Origin of the sequence: Flavonifractor sp. An4, assembly GCF_002161755.1 — a bacterium.
In the GTDB taxonomy this organism is placed as follows: Bacteria; Bacillota; Clostridia; order Oscillospirales; family Oscillospiraceae; genus Flavonifractor; species Flavonifractor avicola.
On the sequence record NZ_NFIL01000001.1, the window covers coordinates 66,962 to 82,253 of the forward strand.

Annotated in this window: 16 protein-coding genes; all 16 read left to right on the plus strand. The window is 61.9% G+C overall.

Annotated elements, in window-relative coordinates:
* The first annotated feature begins 7 nt into the window (after positions 1-7).
* Positions 8-865 (plus strand): YitT family protein, encoded by an 858-nt coding sequence (locus tag B5F94_RS00260; RefSeq protein ID WP_204247453.1) that lies wholly within the window; start codon positions 8-10, stop codon positions 863-865.
* A 156-nt stretch (positions 866-1,021) separates the two neighbouring features.
* Entirely contained in the window at positions 1,022-2,248 is a 1,227-nt protein-coding gene (locus tag B5F94_RS00265; RefSeq protein ID WP_087326413.1) for a peptidylprolyl isomerase, read from the plus strand.
* 174 nt (positions 2,249-2,422) lie between these two features.
* Positions 2,423-2,779, plus strand: coding sequence for a helix-turn-helix domain-containing protein (locus B5F94_RS00270; protein ID WP_242965512.1), 357 nt, complete (start codon positions 2,423-2,425; stop codon positions 2,777-2,779).
* Positions 2,780-2,782: 3 nt separating this feature from the next.
* On the plus strand, positions 2,783-3,472 hold the full coding sequence (locus tag B5F94_RS00275) for a response regulator (protein WP_087326416.1): 690 nt from the start codon (positions 2,783-2,785) through the stop codon (positions 3,470-3,472).
* Positions 3,473-3,574: 102 nt separating this feature from the next.
* Positions 3,575-4,381 (plus strand): ParB/RepB/Spo0J family partition protein, encoded by an 807-nt coding sequence (locus B5F94_RS00280; protein ID WP_087326419.1) that lies wholly within the window; start codon positions 3,575-3,577, stop codon positions 4,379-4,381.
* A gap of 289 nt (positions 4,382-4,670) precedes the next feature.
* Positions 4,671-5,456: a ParA family protein gene (locus B5F94_RS00285; protein ID WP_087326424.1), complete on the plus strand. Its 786-nt coding sequence runs from the start codon at positions 4,671-4,673 to the stop codon at positions 5,454-5,456.
* Between the two features lie 2 nt (positions 5,457-5,458).
* Positions 5,459-6,349, plus strand: coding sequence for a ParB/RepB/Spo0J family partition protein (locus B5F94_RS00290; RefSeq protein WP_087326428.1), 891 nt, complete (start codon positions 5,459-5,461; stop codon positions 6,347-6,349).
* Positions 6,346-6,897, plus strand: coding sequence for a hypothetical protein (locus B5F94_RS16815; RefSeq protein ID WP_242965514.1), 552 nt, complete (start codon positions 6,346-6,348; stop codon positions 6,895-6,897). The genes B5F94_RS00290 and B5F94_RS16815 overlap by 4 nt, the downstream gene beginning before the upstream one ends.
* 87 nt (positions 6,898-6,984) lie before the next feature.
* Positions 6,985-8,286, plus strand: a complete 1,302-nt coding sequence (serS, locus tag B5F94_RS00300) for a serine--tRNA ligase (protein WP_087326431.1) — start codon at positions 6,985-6,987, stop codon at positions 8,284-8,286.
* Positions 8,287-8,338: 52 nt separating this feature from the next.
* Complete coding sequence (mscL, locus tag B5F94_RS00305; protein WP_087187285.1) at positions 8,339-8,758, plus strand: large-conductance mechanosensitive channel protein MscL; 420 nt, start codon at positions 8,339-8,341, stop codon at positions 8,756-8,758.
* On the plus strand, positions 8,751-9,104 hold the full coding sequence (locus B5F94_RS00310) for a hypothetical protein (RefSeq protein WP_087326434.1): 354 nt from the start codon (positions 8,751-8,753) through the stop codon (positions 9,102-9,104). Before mscL ends, B5F94_RS00310 begins: the two co-directional genes overlap by 8 nt.
* A gap of 52 nt (positions 9,105-9,156) precedes the next feature.
* The gene (locus B5F94_RS00315) at positions 9,157-10,986 is read left to right on the plus strand and encodes a WG repeat-containing protein (RefSeq protein ID WP_087326437.1); all 1,830 of its coding nucleotides are present in this window, start codon (positions 9,157-9,159) and stop codon (positions 10,984-10,986) included.
* Between the two features lie 63 nt (positions 10,987-11,049).
* Positions 11,050-11,811: a 16S rRNA (guanine(527)-N(7))-methyltransferase RsmG gene (gene rsmG / locus B5F94_RS00320; protein WP_087326440.1), complete on the plus strand. Its 762-nt coding sequence runs from the start codon at positions 11,050-11,052 to the stop codon at positions 11,809-11,811.
* Positions 11,812-11,900: 89 nt separating this feature from the next.
* Entirely contained in the window at positions 11,901-12,644 is a 744-nt protein-coding gene (gene minD, locus B5F94_RS00325) for a septum site-determining protein MinD (protein ID WP_087187281.1), read from the plus strand.
* A gap of 27 nt (positions 12,645-12,671) precedes the next feature.
* Positions 12,672-13,088, plus strand: a complete 417-nt coding sequence (locus tag B5F94_RS00330; RefSeq protein WP_087267592.1) for a methylglyoxal synthase — start codon at positions 12,672-12,674, stop codon at positions 13,086-13,088.
* A 799-nt stretch (positions 13,089-13,887) separates the two neighbouring features.
* The gene (hisS, locus tag B5F94_RS00335) at positions 13,888-15,237 is read left to right on the plus strand and encodes a histidine--tRNA ligase (protein ID WP_087326443.1); all 1,350 of its coding nucleotides are present in this window, start codon (positions 13,888-13,890) and stop codon (positions 15,235-15,237) included.
* The last annotated feature ends 55 nt before the right edge of the window (positions 15,238-15,292 follow it).

Here is a 15,292-nt window from a genome sequence, read left to right on the forward strand (position 1 = left end):
GATGGACATGATATCGGACAAAAAGCGATTCTGGAAGGAATTTTTCTGGATGAACCTTGCCACGGTCATGATCTCCGTGGGCGTCTACTGCTTCAAATTTCCCAACAACTTCTCCATGGGCGGTGTGTCCGGCCTGTCCATCCTGCTGGGCAAGGTGCTTCCCGTGCTGTCGGCCTCCTCCTACAACACCATTATCAACGTGCTTTTCCTCATCCTGGGCTTTCTCATGCTGGACAAGAGCTTTGGGTTCCGGACAGTATACTGCTCCCTGCTGTCGGCGGGCCTGATCCAGGTGTTCTCCTGGGTGTGGCCCCTCACCGCTCCCCTCACCGACCAGCTGATGCTGGAGCTCTTCTTCGCGGTCATCCTGCCCGCCCTGGGGGCCGCCATTCTGTTCAACATTGACGCCTCCTCCGGCGGCACCGACATCGCCGCCATGATTTTGAAGAAGTACAGTGGCCTGGACGTGGGCACCGCCCTGCTCATCTCGGACGTGGCCATTGCGGCCGCCGCCCTCTTCGTCTTTGACGCCACGGCCGGCCTGTGCTCCCTTCTGGGCCTGGCCCTCAAGTCGGTGCTGGTGGACTCGGCCATCGAGTCCCTCAACCGCCGGAAGGCCTTCTTTGTCATCACCTCCGACCCGGAGCACGTCTGCGACTATGTGACCCACACCCTGGTGCGGGGCGCCACCGTCTGGACCGCTCAGGGCGCCTACACCCACGACGTCCACCATGTGGTGCTCACTGTCCTCTCCCGGGGCCAGGCGGTGGCCCTGCGCCGCCACCTGAAGCAGGTGGACCCCCACGCCTTTATGATCGTGGCCAACTCCAGCGAGATTTTCGGCAAGGGCTTCCTGCGGGCGTAGGGGCAGAACACCTATAGATCCATATACCCTGTACCGGGGCGGCGTTTGTGAATTTTCGATGAACGCCGCCCCGGTTTTCTTGCCTGTAGAGAAAAAAAGGTGTACACTAATGCTGTTTCGCCGGAACAGTCCGGCCACAACAAGGAGGAACGAGATATGAACTGGAAGAAACTCTTGTGCGCCGGACTGAGCGGCGCGCTTCTGGCCGGGGCCATGGCCGGTTGCAGCACGGCGGAGCCTCAGCCCACCCCCGCTGCCGACGACATCGCCTACCAGGCCACCGGCCTGAGCCGGGACACCGTGCTCTTCACCGTGGACGGCCGGGAGGTCACCGCCGACCAGTACCTGTACTGGCTGCTGACCAGCATCTCCACCGCTAAGAGCGCCGGCTATCTGGCCGACGACGAGGCCTGGGAGGAGGAGATCGAGGGCCAGCCCACCGCCGACTATCTGAAGGAGCAGGCCCTGGAGATCAGCAAGCTGTACGCCTCCGTGGCTAACCACGCCGATGAGGCGGGCATCGTGGTCACCGAGGATCAGCGGGCCGAGGCTGAGGAGCAGCTGGACCAGATGGGCGCCATGTATGAGGCCTACTACGGCCTGACCACCCAGGAGTGGCTGGACCAGCAGTGCATCAGCCGGGAGGGCTACCTGGGCCTGAACGACGCCTACTACCTGGTGTCCGGCCTGGAGGAGTCCCTGAAGGAGTCCGGCGAGCTGGACCCCACCGATGATGACATCCGGAACATGATCGATTCCGAGGGCATTTACAGCTGCAAGCACATCCTGCTGGCCTTCCCCCAGCACGACGACGGCTCCGATCCCACCGATGAGGAGAAGGCGGCCACCAAGGCGGAGGCCGACGCTCTGTACGCTGAGATCACTGGCGCCGCCGATCCCGCCGCCGCCTTTGACGCCGCCATGAATGAGAAGAGCGACGACGGCCGGGACGAGACCACCGGCGAACTGTATAAGCCTGAGGGTTACACCTTCCTGTCCACCGGCGCTATGGTGGACGGCAGCGGCTCCCTGGTCACCGAGTTCGTCACCGCCGGCACCGAGCTGGAGGTGGGCCAGATCAGCCAGCCCGTGGAGACCGACTACGGCTACCACATCCTGCTGCGGCAGGACGCCGACAACGAGGAGACCCGCACCGCCTACACCGACTACGCCATGAACCAGCTGCTGGACCAGTGGACGGCGGACGCCAAGGTAGAGACCACCGAGGCCTACGACAACCTGGACCCCAAGGCCTTCTACGACTTTATGATAAACATGGTCCTGGAGTGGCAGGAGGAGCAGCAGGCTGAGGCCGCCTCCCAGACTCCCGCCCCTGAGACCGAATCCCCCGCGGCGGAGCCTTCCGCCTCCCCCGCAGCCTGAGGCCCTTTTTCGCATCCCCACGCAGCAGCCCGGCTTTGTCCCGGCTGCTGCGTTTTTTATTCATTCTTTCAACTATAATTATTTAATTTAAAACAATAGTTTCTTGTAAAAATACTGAGTTGTGACACCCTATATCTATAGTTGGGATATCCTCAGATATGCGGGGTGGCTGCTGTGGAAAAACAAAAGAAAAAGCGGTGGCTGGGTGAAGTGGGCACACGGGTGTGGAACTCCCGCGCCCAGCTGAATATGAGCCGGGAACAGCTGGCCGAGCAGCTTGGCATTACAGCTCAGTACGTCAGCGACATTGAGCAGGGTAAAAAGTGTATGTCTATGTCTATTTTTGTCGAAATGAGCCAGGTGCTGGGGGTAGGCCTGGACTATCTGGCCCATGGCACCCTGCCGGAGGACCCGGCGGTGGACCGGCTGGAACGCCATCTGCGCCAGACCTCTCCCCTGGACCGGGAACTGGCTGCCCATATGCTTCTGCTGGCCCTGGAGGCGGCAGAGGCCATGGGCCCGGAGGAATAGGGCATGGCTGCCCACATTCGGGTGCTGGTGGCGGAGGACGACCCCGCCGCCCGGCGGCTGCTGAGCGAAGCCCTGCCCCGGCTGCCCGGGCTCTCCCTGTGCGGTGTGGCCGCCGACGGGCTGGAGTGCCTGGCCCTCATAGACCTGCTGCAGCCCGACGCGGTGCTGCTGGACCTGGTGATGCCCAACCTGGACGGGCTTGGGGTGCTGCGGGCCATGGGCCGGCGGCGGGATGGCCCTGTGGTGGTGGTCACCTCCCAGATCTCCCACCAGGGAGTGGTGGGGTGCGCCCTCTCCCTGGGCGCCAGCTACTATCTGGTCAAGCCGGTCAACGTCCAGGCCCTGCCGGAACTGCTCCAGTTCCTCTGCGGCGCGCCTCTGGAGCGTCAGGCTCTGGAACTGTTGTCCTCCATGGGAGCCTCCGGCCTGGGCATGAAGGCGGCCGCACGGGCCGCTGTGGTCCTCCATCAGCATCCCAACGCCCTGCTGAAGGAGGCCTACGCCCCTACCATTGCCGGTCAGCGCACCTGTTACGGCAGCGTGGAAAAGAACATCCGCTCCATGGTGGACAAGCTCCACGCCGCCGCCCGCCCGGCTTACATCGACCTGATGGGCGGCCTGCCGCCCCAGCGGCCCAGCAATCTGATCTTTCTTCGATGTCTGGCCCAGGCCCTGAACCAGGAGGGTGTGTAAATGGAAAATATTTCCCGTTCGACACCCTTAGGCCTCTTTTGCGGAAAAATATGGTAATCTATAGTCAGACCAACTACTTACCACCGCGAAGGAGGCGCTTTTATGCCGCTGCTACGTCGAAAGGGCCTGTTTGAAAGCAACCGGGTCCAGTTTATGCCCATCTCCGCCATCTCCCCCAATCCGGCCCAGCCCAGAAAGGTCTTTGCCCAGGACGGGCTGGAGGAATTGGCTGCCAGCATTAAGGAGCACGGGGTGCTTCAGCCCCTGTCGGTACGCCGGACAAGCACCGGGCTGGAACTGGTGTCGGGAGAACGCCGTCTGCGGGCCTCCAAGCTGGCGGGGCTCACCGAAGTGCCCTGTATTATTGTCAGTGTAGACGGGCAGGAGTCCTCCCTGCTGGCCCTGGTGGAAAATTTGCAGCGCCGGGACCTGGATTTTGTGGAGGAGGCCGCCGCCCTGTCCTCTCTCATTCAGACCTACCGGCTCTCCCAGGAGGAGGCCGCCAAACGGGTGGGCAAGTCCCAGTCCGCCGTGGCCAATAAGCTGCGGCTGCTGCGGCTCCCCCCTGCCGCCCTGTCGGTCCTCCGGGAGCACGGCTGCACCGAGCGCCACGCCCGGGCCCTTCTGAAATTGGACGACCCCGCCGCCCAGGAGGCGGCTGCCCGCTATGTGGCGGAGGAGGGCCTGACGGTGGCCAAGACCGAGCAATATGTGGAGGAGCTGCTCCACCCCGCCCCGGACAAGCCTGCCCGGAAAAAGCCCGCCTTTATTATTAAGGATGTGCGGCTCTTCCTCAACACCATCACCCGGGGGCTGTCTATTATGAAGAGCGCCGGGGTGAACGCCAACTGCAAGCGCCAGGAGACGGCGGACTCCATCCAGCTGACCATTACCATTCCCAAATCGTAGCTTTCCCTCTCTTTTGGAGTGTTTCACTGTTTCACGTGAAACACTCCCTCTTTTTTTATAGTGCCCTCGCGCCAGCACAGCTGCCGCGACCTACGCTAAAAATGTGCCACCGGCACATTTTCTTTACGCTGCGGCGTGAAACATCCGGTCTTTTTCTGTTTGACAATTTTAGCTTGTTTCACGTGAAACAACTTAAGGAACAACCATTCTTTTTCTTTTGCTGTTGAATTGCGTCAGGCAAGGGGATATAATAGAGCCTGAACCTTTACAAGAAAAAGGCAGGTGCGCTATGGCAAAAACCATCGCTATTGTAAATCAGAAGGGCGGGGTGGGCAAAACCACCACCTGCGTCAACCTGGCCGCCGCCCTGAAAAAGCTGGACCAGCGGGTGCTGGTCTGCGACTTTGATCCCCAGGCAAACACCACCTCCGGCTTTGGTGTGGACAAGACCATCTCCCCCAATATCTACGACGTACTCCTCAACGGCGCCGACGTACACAAGGCCGTGGTGTCCACCCCCTACGTGGATGTGATCCCCGCCAACAAGTCTCTGGCAGGCGCCACGGTGGAGATGATCACCGCCGACCACCGGGAGTATCTGCTGAAAAACGCCCTGGATACCCTGGAGACAGACTATGACTATATCTTCATTGACTGTCCCCCCTCTCTGGAGCTGCTCACCCTCAACGCCCTGTGCGCCGCCGATTCCGTGCTGGTACCGGTGCAGTGCGAATATTACGCACTGGAAGGACTGAGCGACCTGCTCTCCACCATCCGCATCGTCAAGCGGTCCCTCAACCCCAGAATCGGACTGGAGGGGGTCATCCTCACCATGTACGACGGGCGGACTAATCTGTCCATGCAGGTGGCGGAGGAGGTCAAGCGCCACTTCCCCGGTCAGGTGTACGCCACGGTAATCCCCCGCAACGTCCGTCTGTCCGAGGCCCCCAGCTTTGGCAAGCCCGTGCAGGCCTATGACCCCTATTCCCGGGGGGCCGAGGCCTATGGAGCCCTGGCGGCCGAGCTGCTGGAACACAACCAATTTTCCATCACCCGGGAAGAAAGGAGCGAATGACTATGGCATTGGAACGCGGCCTGGGCAGAGGCTTGGGCGCGCTGCTGGGTGACGCCGCCCTCCAGTCCCAGGAGGGTGGTTCCCTCTCCCTCCCCATCTCCCAAGTGGAACCCGGCCTGAAGCAGCCCCGGAAGCGGTTTGACGAGGAATCCCTCCAGGATCTGGCCGACTCCATCCGCACCCACGGGGTCATTCAGCCCCTCACCGTGCGGCGGCTGGCCTCGGGCTACTATCAAATTATCGCGGGCGAACGCCGGTGGCGGGCCGCTAAGCTGGCGGGCCTCACCGAAATTCCCGCCGTTATTATTGAGGCCGACGACCGGAAGGTCATGGAGCTGGGCCTCATTGAAAACCTCCAGCGGGAGGACCTGAACCCGGTGGAAGAGGCCAACGGCTACAAAGTCCTGATGGACGAGTACGGCCTCACCCAGGAGGAGGTGGCCCAGCGGGTAGGCAAATCCCGCCCGGCGGTAGCCAACGCCCTGCGTCTGCTGGCCCTCCCCGACCCCGTCCACCAGCTGCTGGAGGAGGGCAAGCTGTCCGCCGGACACGCCCGGGCCATTCTGGCCGCCCCCACCGGCGAGCTGCAAAAGAAGCTGGCCCAGAAGGTCATTGCCGAGGATCTCAGCGTCCGGCAGACCGAGGCCCTGGCCAAGCGGCTGGCAGCCGGCGAAAAAGAGCCCCCCTCTCCCCCGCCCGGCCCCGACCTGACCATCTACCTGCGGGCGGCGGAAAAATCCCTGGCCGCCCGGTTTGGCCGCAAAGTCAGCATTATCAGCGGTAAGAAAAAGGGTAAAATAGAACTGGAATACTATAATCCGGAGGATCTGAATACGCTGCTGGACCTGCTGGAACAGCTGCCTTCCTCCAATCAGGGAGGTGCCGACCTTTGAGCAAACCCGATCCCGAAAAGCAGGAGCGCAGCCGCCTCCAGCACGAGGCCGAGCATGAAAAGCCAACCAAGCGCAACCCGGTGCTCTTCTATCTGATGATCCTGTTTGCAGCGGCCTTTTTGCTGCTGCTCATGTCCTTCCTCATGCAGCGTCGGGCCAATCAGGAGGCCATCGATAACCTGCAGGAGACCTCCAACTCCGCCACCCAGTCCCTGCAAAATACCATTGCCCAGAATGAGACCCTGACCAAGCAGGTGGAAGATCTGCAATCCGCTGTCTCCGGCAACCAGCAGACCATCCGGGATCAGGAGGACCGTCTGGAGGAGCTGGAGCAGGAGAACGAGGAGCTGACCAAGAGCACCCAGGCCATGGACTGGTTCTGGCAGATCAACGAAGCCTATGTGCGGGGCCGCTACACCCAGGCCCGCACCCTCATTGAGGATATGGGCGAAGAGCTGCCGGAGTACCTGCCCAAGGAGAGCATCACCGACAACGACCGCTTCTCCCCCTACGACCGCTATCAGGAGATCTACGAAGCCCTTTATTAAGGGGTATTGTTTCACGTGAAACAGCAGGCGGCAGAAAGCCCCCTGCCCCCTCTTCCCCATCAATTATCAGAAAGGTTGTATCACACCATGCTGGATATCAAGTTTGTTCGTGAGAACCCCGAGATCGTCAAGGAAAACATCAAGAAGAAGTTCCAGGACGAGAAGCTGCCCCTGGTGGACCAGGTCATCGCTCTGGACGCTGAGAACCGCAAGACCATCCAGGAGGCCCAGGACCTGCGTACCGCCCGCAACGCCAAGAGCAAGCAGGTGGGCGTGCTGATGGGCCAGTCCAAGAAGGACCCCTCCAAGCTGGCCGAGGCCGAGTCGCTGAAGGCCGAGGTCAAGGCGGACGCCGACCGTCTGGCCTTCCTGGAGAACCGGGAGACCGAGCTGGCCGGGGAGATCCGTAAGATCATGCTGGTCATCCCCAACATCATCGACCCCTCCGTGCCCATCGGCCCCGACGACTCCTGCAATGTGGAGGTCCAGCGCTTTGGCGAGCCCGTCACCCCCGACTATGAGATCCCCTACCACACTCAGATTATGGAGTCCTTCGACGGCATCGACATGGACGCCGCCGGCCGGGTGTCCGGCAACGGCTTCTACTATCTGATGGGCGACATTGCCCGCCTCCACGAGGCTGTGCTGGCCTACGCCCGTGACTTTATGATGGACAAGGGCTTCACCTTCTGCGTGCCCCCCTTCATGATCCACGGCAACGTGGTGGAGGGCGTTATGTCCCAGACCGAGATGGACGCCATGATGTACAAGATCGAGGGCGAGGACCTGTATCTGATCGGTACCTCCGAGCACTCCATGATCGGCAAGTTCATCGACCAGATCATTCCCGAGGAGAAGCTGCCCCAGACCCTCACCTCCTACTCCCCCTGCTTCCGCAAGGAGAAGGGCGCTCACGGCATTGAGGAGCGGGGCGTGTACCGCATCCATCAGTTCGAGAAGCAGGAGATGGTGGTTGTCTGTAAGCCCGAGGACTCCATGAAGTGGTACGAGCAGATGTGGCGCTACTCCGTGGAGCTCTTCCGCTCCCTGGACATCCCCGTCCGTCAGCTGGAGTGCTGCTCCGGCGACCTGGCCGACCTGAAGGTCAAGTCCTGCGATATCGAGGCCTGGTCTCCCCGTCAGCAGAAGTACTTCGAGGTTTGCTCCTGCTCCAACCTGGGCGACGCCCAGGCCCGTCGCCTGAAGATGCGCGTCAAGGGCGAGAAGGGCACCTACCTGCCCCACACCCTGAACAACACCGTGGTGGCTCCTCCCCGTATGCTCATCGCCTTCCTGGAGAACAACCTCCAGGCCGACGGCAGCGTGAAGATTCCCGAGGTCCTGCGCCCCTACATGGGCGGCAAGGAAGTGCTGGTGCCCAAGCACTAATGAACGCAGGGTCGGCCCTTGTGGCCGCCCGCACAGAATAAAGGAGTACCAAATGTCCGCAAAAGAGAAAACCAAAGGCTTTATGGCCGAGTTCCGCAAGTTTATTGCCCGGGGCAACGTGATGGATCTGGCTGTCGGCGTCATCATCGGCGGCGCCTTCAAGACCATCGTGGATTCCCTGACCAACGACATCCTCATGCCCTTCGTGGGCCTGTTCATCGGCGAGTCCACCTTCGCCGCCCTCACCTTCCAGCTGGGAGGCGCCACCATCGCCTTCGGCAGCTTTATCCAGGCGGTGGTCAACTTCCTCATCATGGCCTTTGTCATCTTCTGTCTGGTGAAGGGCATCAACCGCTTCCACCGCAAAAAGGAGGAGGCCGCCGAGACCGCTCCGGCAGAGCCCGTGCTCACCACCCAGGAGCAGCTGCTCACCGAGATCCGTGACCTGCTGAAGGAGCAGAACCATGACTGACCGGCCCGACAACAACACCAACCGGGAGGAGCGGGAACCCTACGTTCCCGCCTCCCCGGTCAAGCGCATTATGGCCTGGGTGGGCATTGTCTATATGGTGGGTTTTGTGATCCTCAACGTGTACCCCTTCTTCAACCAGGGGAACTACCTCACCGGCATCGCCCCCCTCTTCGCCTGCCCCGGCATTGCCGGCATCTTCGCCATTTCCCTCTATCTGGCCCGCCACCCGGACAGCACCTATTCCCGGAAAGTGTCCATGGCCATTCTGGCGGTAATTTGCGCCGTGGGCTTCGTGGTAAGCCTGGTGCTGGGTGTGCCTCCCCTGCTGGCCAACTTCGGTATCTGAATGGAACAAGCCCCGGGACGTTGCGTCCCACCGTGAAACGGAGGTAAGCGCTATGAAACGACTGCTCTCCCTGCTCGTGACCGGTTCTCTGCTTGTAACGCCTGCCCTGGCCGCCCAGACCGGCGTGAAGGACTCCTTCCCCGCTGTGCGGGAGCCCGCCTCCTTCGCAGACGTGGCCAGCGGCAGCTGGTATACCGACGCCGCCGGGCTGTGCTATGCCACCGGCCTGCTCAACGGCACCGGCAGCGGAAACTTCTCCCCCAGCCGCTCCGTCACCATCGGCGAGGCAGCCACCCTGGCCGCCCGCATCCACCATATCCTGAACGGCGGGGACGGCACTCTGCCCGAAGCCCCCGAAACCTGGGGGCAGCTCGTCCTCACCCGGGCCGATGGCACCTCCGTCGGCCTCCACGAAAACAGTGACACCGGCTTCTGGCTGGATGAAAAGAGTCTCCAGCTCTGTTTCAATCTGGATGAGAGCTGGAAAGCCGCCCACGGCCAGGCCGTCACCCTCACCCTCAACGGTACCAGCTACACCGGCACCCTCAATCGGCAGACCCAGAGCTGGAAGCCGCCGTTTTACTTCCAGCCTGACTTCCACAGTCAGAACTACCAGCAGTATTACGATGATCTGTGGGACGCCCTGTGGCGGCCCGCTCCCGGCAACTGGAGCCGAAACACCGCCTACTATCTGGAGATGGTGCTCCATACCGGTCCCAACCAGGTCAACGATCTGGGCACAACCGCCACCCGGCTGGACTTTGTAAAGCTGCTCTCTCTGGTGTCCGGCGATCTGCTGGAGCCCATCAACGACATCACCGACTTCCCCGACGCCACCGAGGAGACCAAAGATGTGGTCCTCCCCTTCTATCAGGCGGGCATTCTCACCGGTACCGACGACTACGGCACCTTCCGGGCCAACGGTACCCTGAGCCGGGCGGAGATGGCCACCATGGCGGCCCGGCTCATCCGGCCGGAGCTGCGCCAGGAATTCACCCTCAAGACGGTGGACGACAGCCGCTATACCCTTACTGCCCTGGATCTGAAGGGCGGTCAGGCCGAGGGCAGCTGGTCCACCTCCTCCCTGCTCCCTGTGACCTACGAGGACCACTGGGCCCTGTACCGTGCCGACGGCAGCTGGTACACCCCGGAGGAGGGCATGGTGTTCCTGGACGCCAACGAGGACGGCCTGGTGATGATGCAGGCCGCTGACGATAGCTACGCCGTGGCGGACAGCACCAAGGACTGGGCCGCCGTTCCCTTTATCCCCAACTGGTCCTGCAAGCTGCTGGGAGACGGTTTGTTTATCAGCCAGGCGTCCTACGGGGCCGATCCCATCCTCCACGACCGGACCGGCGCCTCCATTGCCACCCTCACCGGCGGCGGCCACTGGGACGTGCTCAGCGACGGACTGGCCCCCTGCCTGGATGAGAGCGCCCGGCTGTACGGCTTTGTGAACACCAAGGGCCAGTGGGTCATCCCGGCCCAGTACAACAGCGTGGAGCACTTTGCCGACGGCTATGCCATGGTCCGGAAGGACAGCGGCTGGGGCGTCATCGACACCACCGGCAAACTGGTGATCCCCTGCTCCTATCCCCAGCTCCGCCACCGGGGCGGCCCCTACTTCTACAGTTCCGCCGTGGGGGCGTCCGACGGCATCTGGCTCACCGCCGACGGCTCCGCCGTACCTGCCGCCGCCTCCTCCTACAACGGCCAGAACATCACCCTCACCGGAAACTACTTCCCCTGCGGCACCTACTACCTGGACCGGAACTTCCAGCCCGTCACCCCCCAGATCTTCGACTGGACCGGGCCGGTGGATGAAAACGGGCAGGCCTTCGTGGGTATGAACGGCGCCACCTACCGGATCACTCTGAAGTAAGGGCCGGTTTTCCACATTCTCTCCCCTCTTGGGGGAAAAGTATCTGAAAAAGGAGTCACATCCATGGCCGACGAGAAAAACACCACCCAGACTTCCACCTCCTTCTGTCTGGACGCCCAGCTGCCCCGCATTCAGCAGGGGCTGGATACCCAGGGCATCCATACGCCGGGGGGCGCGGAAGCCCTGGCCCAATACGGCGCCATGCTGCTGGAGCAGAATCAGGTCATGAATCTGACCGCCATCACCGATCCCGACCAGGTGGTGGACCTCCACTTCCTGGACTGCGCCGCCCTGCTCACCATTGGCGAGGATTTTAAAAACAAGACCCTCATCGACGTGGGCACCGGCGCCGGGTTCCCCGGTATGCCCCTGAAAATCCTGGAGCCCACTTTGAAGGTCACTCTGCTGGACAGTCTGGGCAAACGGGTCAACTGGTTGGAAACTGTGTGTAAAGCACTTTCCCTTGACGAAATTGCCTGTCTCCACGCCCGAGGCGAGGAGCAGGCCCATCAGGAGGGCTTCCGGGACAGCTTTGACTTCGCCGTGTCCCGGGCGGTGGCCTCTCTGGAGCTGCTCAGCGAACTGTGCCTGCCCTATGTGAAGGTGGGCGGCAAGTTCCTGGCCATGAAGAGCGTGGACAGCGGCGACGAGGTGGACAAGGCCTCCCGGGCCATCGCCAAGCTGGGAGGCCGCCTGCTGCCCCGGGTGGATTACGAGATCCCGGGTACCGGCGTCACCCACCGGGTGGTGGTGGTGGAGAAGGTCTCCCCCACCCCCAAGGGCTATCCCCGCCGGTGGGCCAGAATGCAGAAAACCCCGCTTTAACCCGAGATTTTGTGCATATATGACTAAGTTAAGCATTGCGTCTGACGAAATAATGTGTTATTCTAATCTTGTATGTCGGGAGTGAACCTATGTCCACAGCAATCGTTATCACTTCAGGGAAAGGCGGCACAGGAAAGACCTCCCTCACCGGCGGCGTAGGCTCCTGCCTGGCCGCTCTGGGACATCAGGTCCTGTGCATCGATATGGATATCGGCCTGAGGAACCTGGACCTGAATCTGGGCCTCAGCGACCGGGCCCTGATGGACTTTACCGACGTGCTCTGCGGACGCTGTCCGCTGGAGCGGGCGGCAGTCCCCCACCCGGTGATCCAGGGTCTGAACCTGATCACCGCACCGGTGAACCTGCCCGACGAACCCCTCAGCGAGTACGCCATGCGGGATCTGGTCCGCCAGGCCAAGCAGAAGTACGACTATATTTTGATGGACTCCCCCGCCGGACTGGGCGAGGGCTTCCGGCTGGCCTGCTGTGCCGCGGACCGGGCCATCGTGGTCTCCACCACCGATTCCTCCGCCCTGCGGGACGCACAGCGCACCGTGTCGGTGCTGCGCAAGCAGCTGCCCCAGCTCCACCTGGTGGTCAACCGGGTGCAGCCCAAGATCCTGCGGCGGCTCCACACCACCATTGACGACGCCATGGATACCGCCGGTCTGCCCCTGCTGGGCATCGTGCCGGAGGACCCCCAGGTCATCCTCAGCGCCAACCGGGGAGAACCCCTCATCCTGTGCGCCAGCCGAGGGGCTGCCATCGCCTACTTAAACATTGCCAAGCGGCTGACGGGACAAAAAGTCCCCCTGATGAAGCTTCGAGCCTGATATCTCGAAAGGAAGAGAAGGTGTAGTATGAATATCGCGTTGATGAGCCACGATCGAAAAAAAGAGCTGATGGTGCAATTCTGTATTGCGTACTGCGGCATCCTGTCCAAGCACACGATCTGCGCCACCAACACAACAGGCCGTCTGGTGGCGGAGGCTACCGGTCTGCCCGTCCAGCTCTTCCTGTCCCACGAGCACGGCGGCAGCCAGCAGATCGGCGCCCGCATCGCCTACAATGAGATCGATATGGTGCTCTTCTTCTCCGATCCTCAGTCCAACGATCTGGACGCGGACCTGAAGTATATCACCCGCCTGTGCGACCAGTACAACATCCCGGTTGCCACCAACGTGGCCACCGCTGAGATGTTGATTCATGGTCTGGAGCGGGGCGATCTGGATTGGAGAGACATCATCAATCCCAAGACCAAACCTTTTACCGCCTAAACAGCAAACCATCGCCCCGCTCCAGCACGCCGCCCCGGCGGCGCGGCGGCTCATGCCGCCGAAGGCCGGCGGAATTCACTTCCGGCCGCCGCATCTGAAATCACTGGGGTCCCCGCACGATGGATACCATCGGGTGGGGCGCGGGGCGACCTTGATTGGAGAGACATCATCAATCCCAAGACCAAGCCTTTTACCGCGTGATTTGAAACGGGCGGTCCCTGCGGGCCGCCCGTTTTATTGCCGCAAAGCGTGGAAAAGGATTGACTTTTCCCCCTTTTCGGGATAATATCGTAAGAGCTGAAACCGCAATGACGGAGCAAGTACCGCTCACACCGCCGCACCAGAGAAGGGTCCCCTGGCTGGAAGGACCTGCGGCAGGCGGCCGGGAGACGGCTCCACCAGCGGGCCCGGAGACGGGCGCGGTCCCCTTCCCGCAACAGAAGGCCAGAGGGCGCTTTTTAAGCGCCGAACATGGGTGGCACCACGAAAGCAGGCGCTTTCGTCCCGTGACAAGGGACGAGAGCGCCTTTTTGCGGATATCCGCCCTCACCGAGCCAAAATCCCAAATGTTACGATACAAAGGAGCATCACTATGGCCCAGATCAAACCCCGTACCCTGTCCGGCTTTATGGAGCTGCTGACCCCAGCGGGTCGGTGACCCGCCGGGGGCCCCGGATTTGATTCAAATAGGCCGAACTGAATTCGGCCTATTTCAAGGTTTTGCTGCGCAAAACGCTTGACGCCGCACCTGCGGCGTTGGCAGGCAGCAGCCTCTATTACTCTACAAAGGAGCATCACTATGGCCCAGATCAAACCCCGTACCCTGTCCGGCTTTATGGAGCTGCTGCCTGCCCGCCAGGTGCAGTTCGACCGGATGGTGGACATCCTCCGCAAGAGCTACTCCCTCTACGGCTTCACCCCCCTGGATACCCCGGCCATCGAGGCCAGCGAGGTGCTGCTGGCCAAGGGCGGCGGCGAGACCGAGAAGCAGATCTACCGCTTCACCAAGGGCGACAGCGACCTGTCCCTCCGCTTTGACCTGACCGTGCCTCTGGCCAAGTACGTGGCCCTCCACCAGAACGAGCTCACCTTCCCCTTCCGCCGGTTCCAGATCGGCAAGGTGTACCGGGGTGAGCGGGCTCAGAAGGGCCGCTACCGGGAGTTCTATCAGGCCGATATCGACGTCATCGGCGACGGCGCCCTGGACATCACCAACGAGGCCGAGATCCCCTCCATCATCTACAAGACCTTCACCGCTCTGGGTCTGAAACGCTTCAAGATCCGGGTGAACAACCGGAAGGTGCTCAACGGCCTCTTTGCCCTGCTGGGCCTGGAGGAGCAGGCCGGCGACGTGATGCGCACCATCGACAAGCTGGAGAAGATCGGCCCCGAGAAGGTGAAGGCCATCCTGGTGGACGACTTTGCCGTGGCCGCCGACACCGCCGACACCCTGCTGGGCCTGCTGGCGGCTGAGGACCCCATGGCCGCTCTGGAGCCCTTCAAGGGCAAGAACGAGCTCTTCGACCTGGGCGTGTCCGAGCTGGAGACCGTGGTCAAGTATATGTCCGCCTACGGCGTGCCGGAGGACCACTTTATGGTGGATCTCACCATCGCCCGCGGCCTGGACTACTACACCGGCACCGTGTATGAGACCGTCATGCTGGACCACCCCGAGGTGGGCTCCATCTGCTCCGGCGGCCGGTACGACAACCTGGCCGAGTACTACACCGACAAGCAGCTGCCCGGCGTGGGCATCTCCATCGGCCTGACCCGGCTGTTCTCCGTGCTGGAGGCCCAGGGCTACCTGAACGAGGAGCTGCTCACCGCCCCCGCCGACGTGCTCATCCTGCCCATGACCGAGGACCTGTCCGCCGCCATCTCCTTCGCCACCACCCTGCGGGACGCCGGCATCCGGGCCCAGCTCCACTGCGAGAAGAAGAAATTCAAGCAGAAGCTGTCCTACGCCGACAAGCTGTCCATCCCCTACGCCGCCTTCCTGGGTGAGGACGAGATTGCTCAGGGTAAGGTGACCGTGAAGGACCTGACCACAGGCGAGCAGCAGACCGTGACTCCCGCTGAGGCGGTGGCTCTGGTCCAGGCCGGTCTCACCGCCCGGTCCGCCGGCGCTCCCATCCGGGACAAGGACTGAATGGAACTTTCCCCCTTTCAAGCCGTCTATAAAAGACGAACCTTTGAGATTTGAC

Excerpts from the sequence above, each read along its gene's own strand:
- mscL (WP_087187285.1), top strand. The coding sequence starts at position 8,339 with ATGTCCGCAAAAGAGAAAACCAAAGGCTTTATGGCCGAGTTCCGCAAG.
- B5F94_RS00330 (WP_087267592.1), top strand. The coding sequence starts at position 12,672 with ATGAATATCGCGTTGATGAGCCACGATCGAAAAAAAGAGCTGATGGTG.
- rsmG (WP_087326440.1), top strand. The coding sequence starts at position 11,050 with ATGGCCGACGAGAAAAACACCACCCAGACTTCCACCTCCTTCTGTCTG.
- B5F94_RS00310 (WP_087326434.1), top strand. The coding sequence starts at position 8,751 with ATGACTGACCGGCCCGACAACAACACCAACCGGGAGGAGCGGGAACCC.
- hisS (WP_087326443.1), top strand. The coding sequence starts at position 13,888 with ATGGCCCAGATCAAACCCCGTACCCTGTCCGGCTTTATGGAGCTGCTG.
- B5F94_RS00290 (WP_087326428.1), top strand. The coding sequence starts at position 5,459 with ATGGCATTGGAACGCGGCCTGGGCAGAGGCTTGGGCGCGCTGCTGGGT.
- serS (WP_087326431.1), top strand. The coding sequence starts at position 6,985 with ATGCTGGATATCAAGTTTGTTCGTGAGAACCCCGAGATCGTCAAGGAA.
- minD (WP_087187281.1), top strand. The coding sequence starts at position 11,901 with ATGTCCACAGCAATCGTTATCACTTCAGGGAAAGGCGGCACAGGAAAG.
- B5F94_RS00315 (WP_087326437.1), top strand. The coding sequence starts at position 9,157 with ATGAAACGACTGCTCTCCCTGCTCGTGACCGGTTCTCTGCTTGTAACG.
- B5F94_RS00260 (WP_204247453.1), top strand. The coding sequence starts at position 8 with ATGATATCGGACAAAAAGCGATTCTGGAAGGAATTTTTCTGGATGAAC.
- B5F94_RS00265 (WP_087326413.1), top strand. The coding sequence starts at position 1,022 with ATGAACTGGAAGAAACTCTTGTGCGCCGGACTGAGCGGCGCGCTTCTG.
- B5F94_RS00275 (WP_087326416.1), top strand. The coding sequence starts at position 2,783 with ATGGCTGCCCACATTCGGGTGCTGGTGGCGGAGGACGACCCCGCCGCC.
- B5F94_RS00285 (WP_087326424.1), top strand. The coding sequence starts at position 4,671 with ATGGCAAAAACCATCGCTATTGTAAATCAGAAGGGCGGGGTGGGCAAA.
- B5F94_RS00280 (WP_087326419.1), top strand. The coding sequence starts at position 3,575 with ATGCCGCTGCTACGTCGAAAGGGCCTGTTTGAAAGCAACCGGGTCCAG.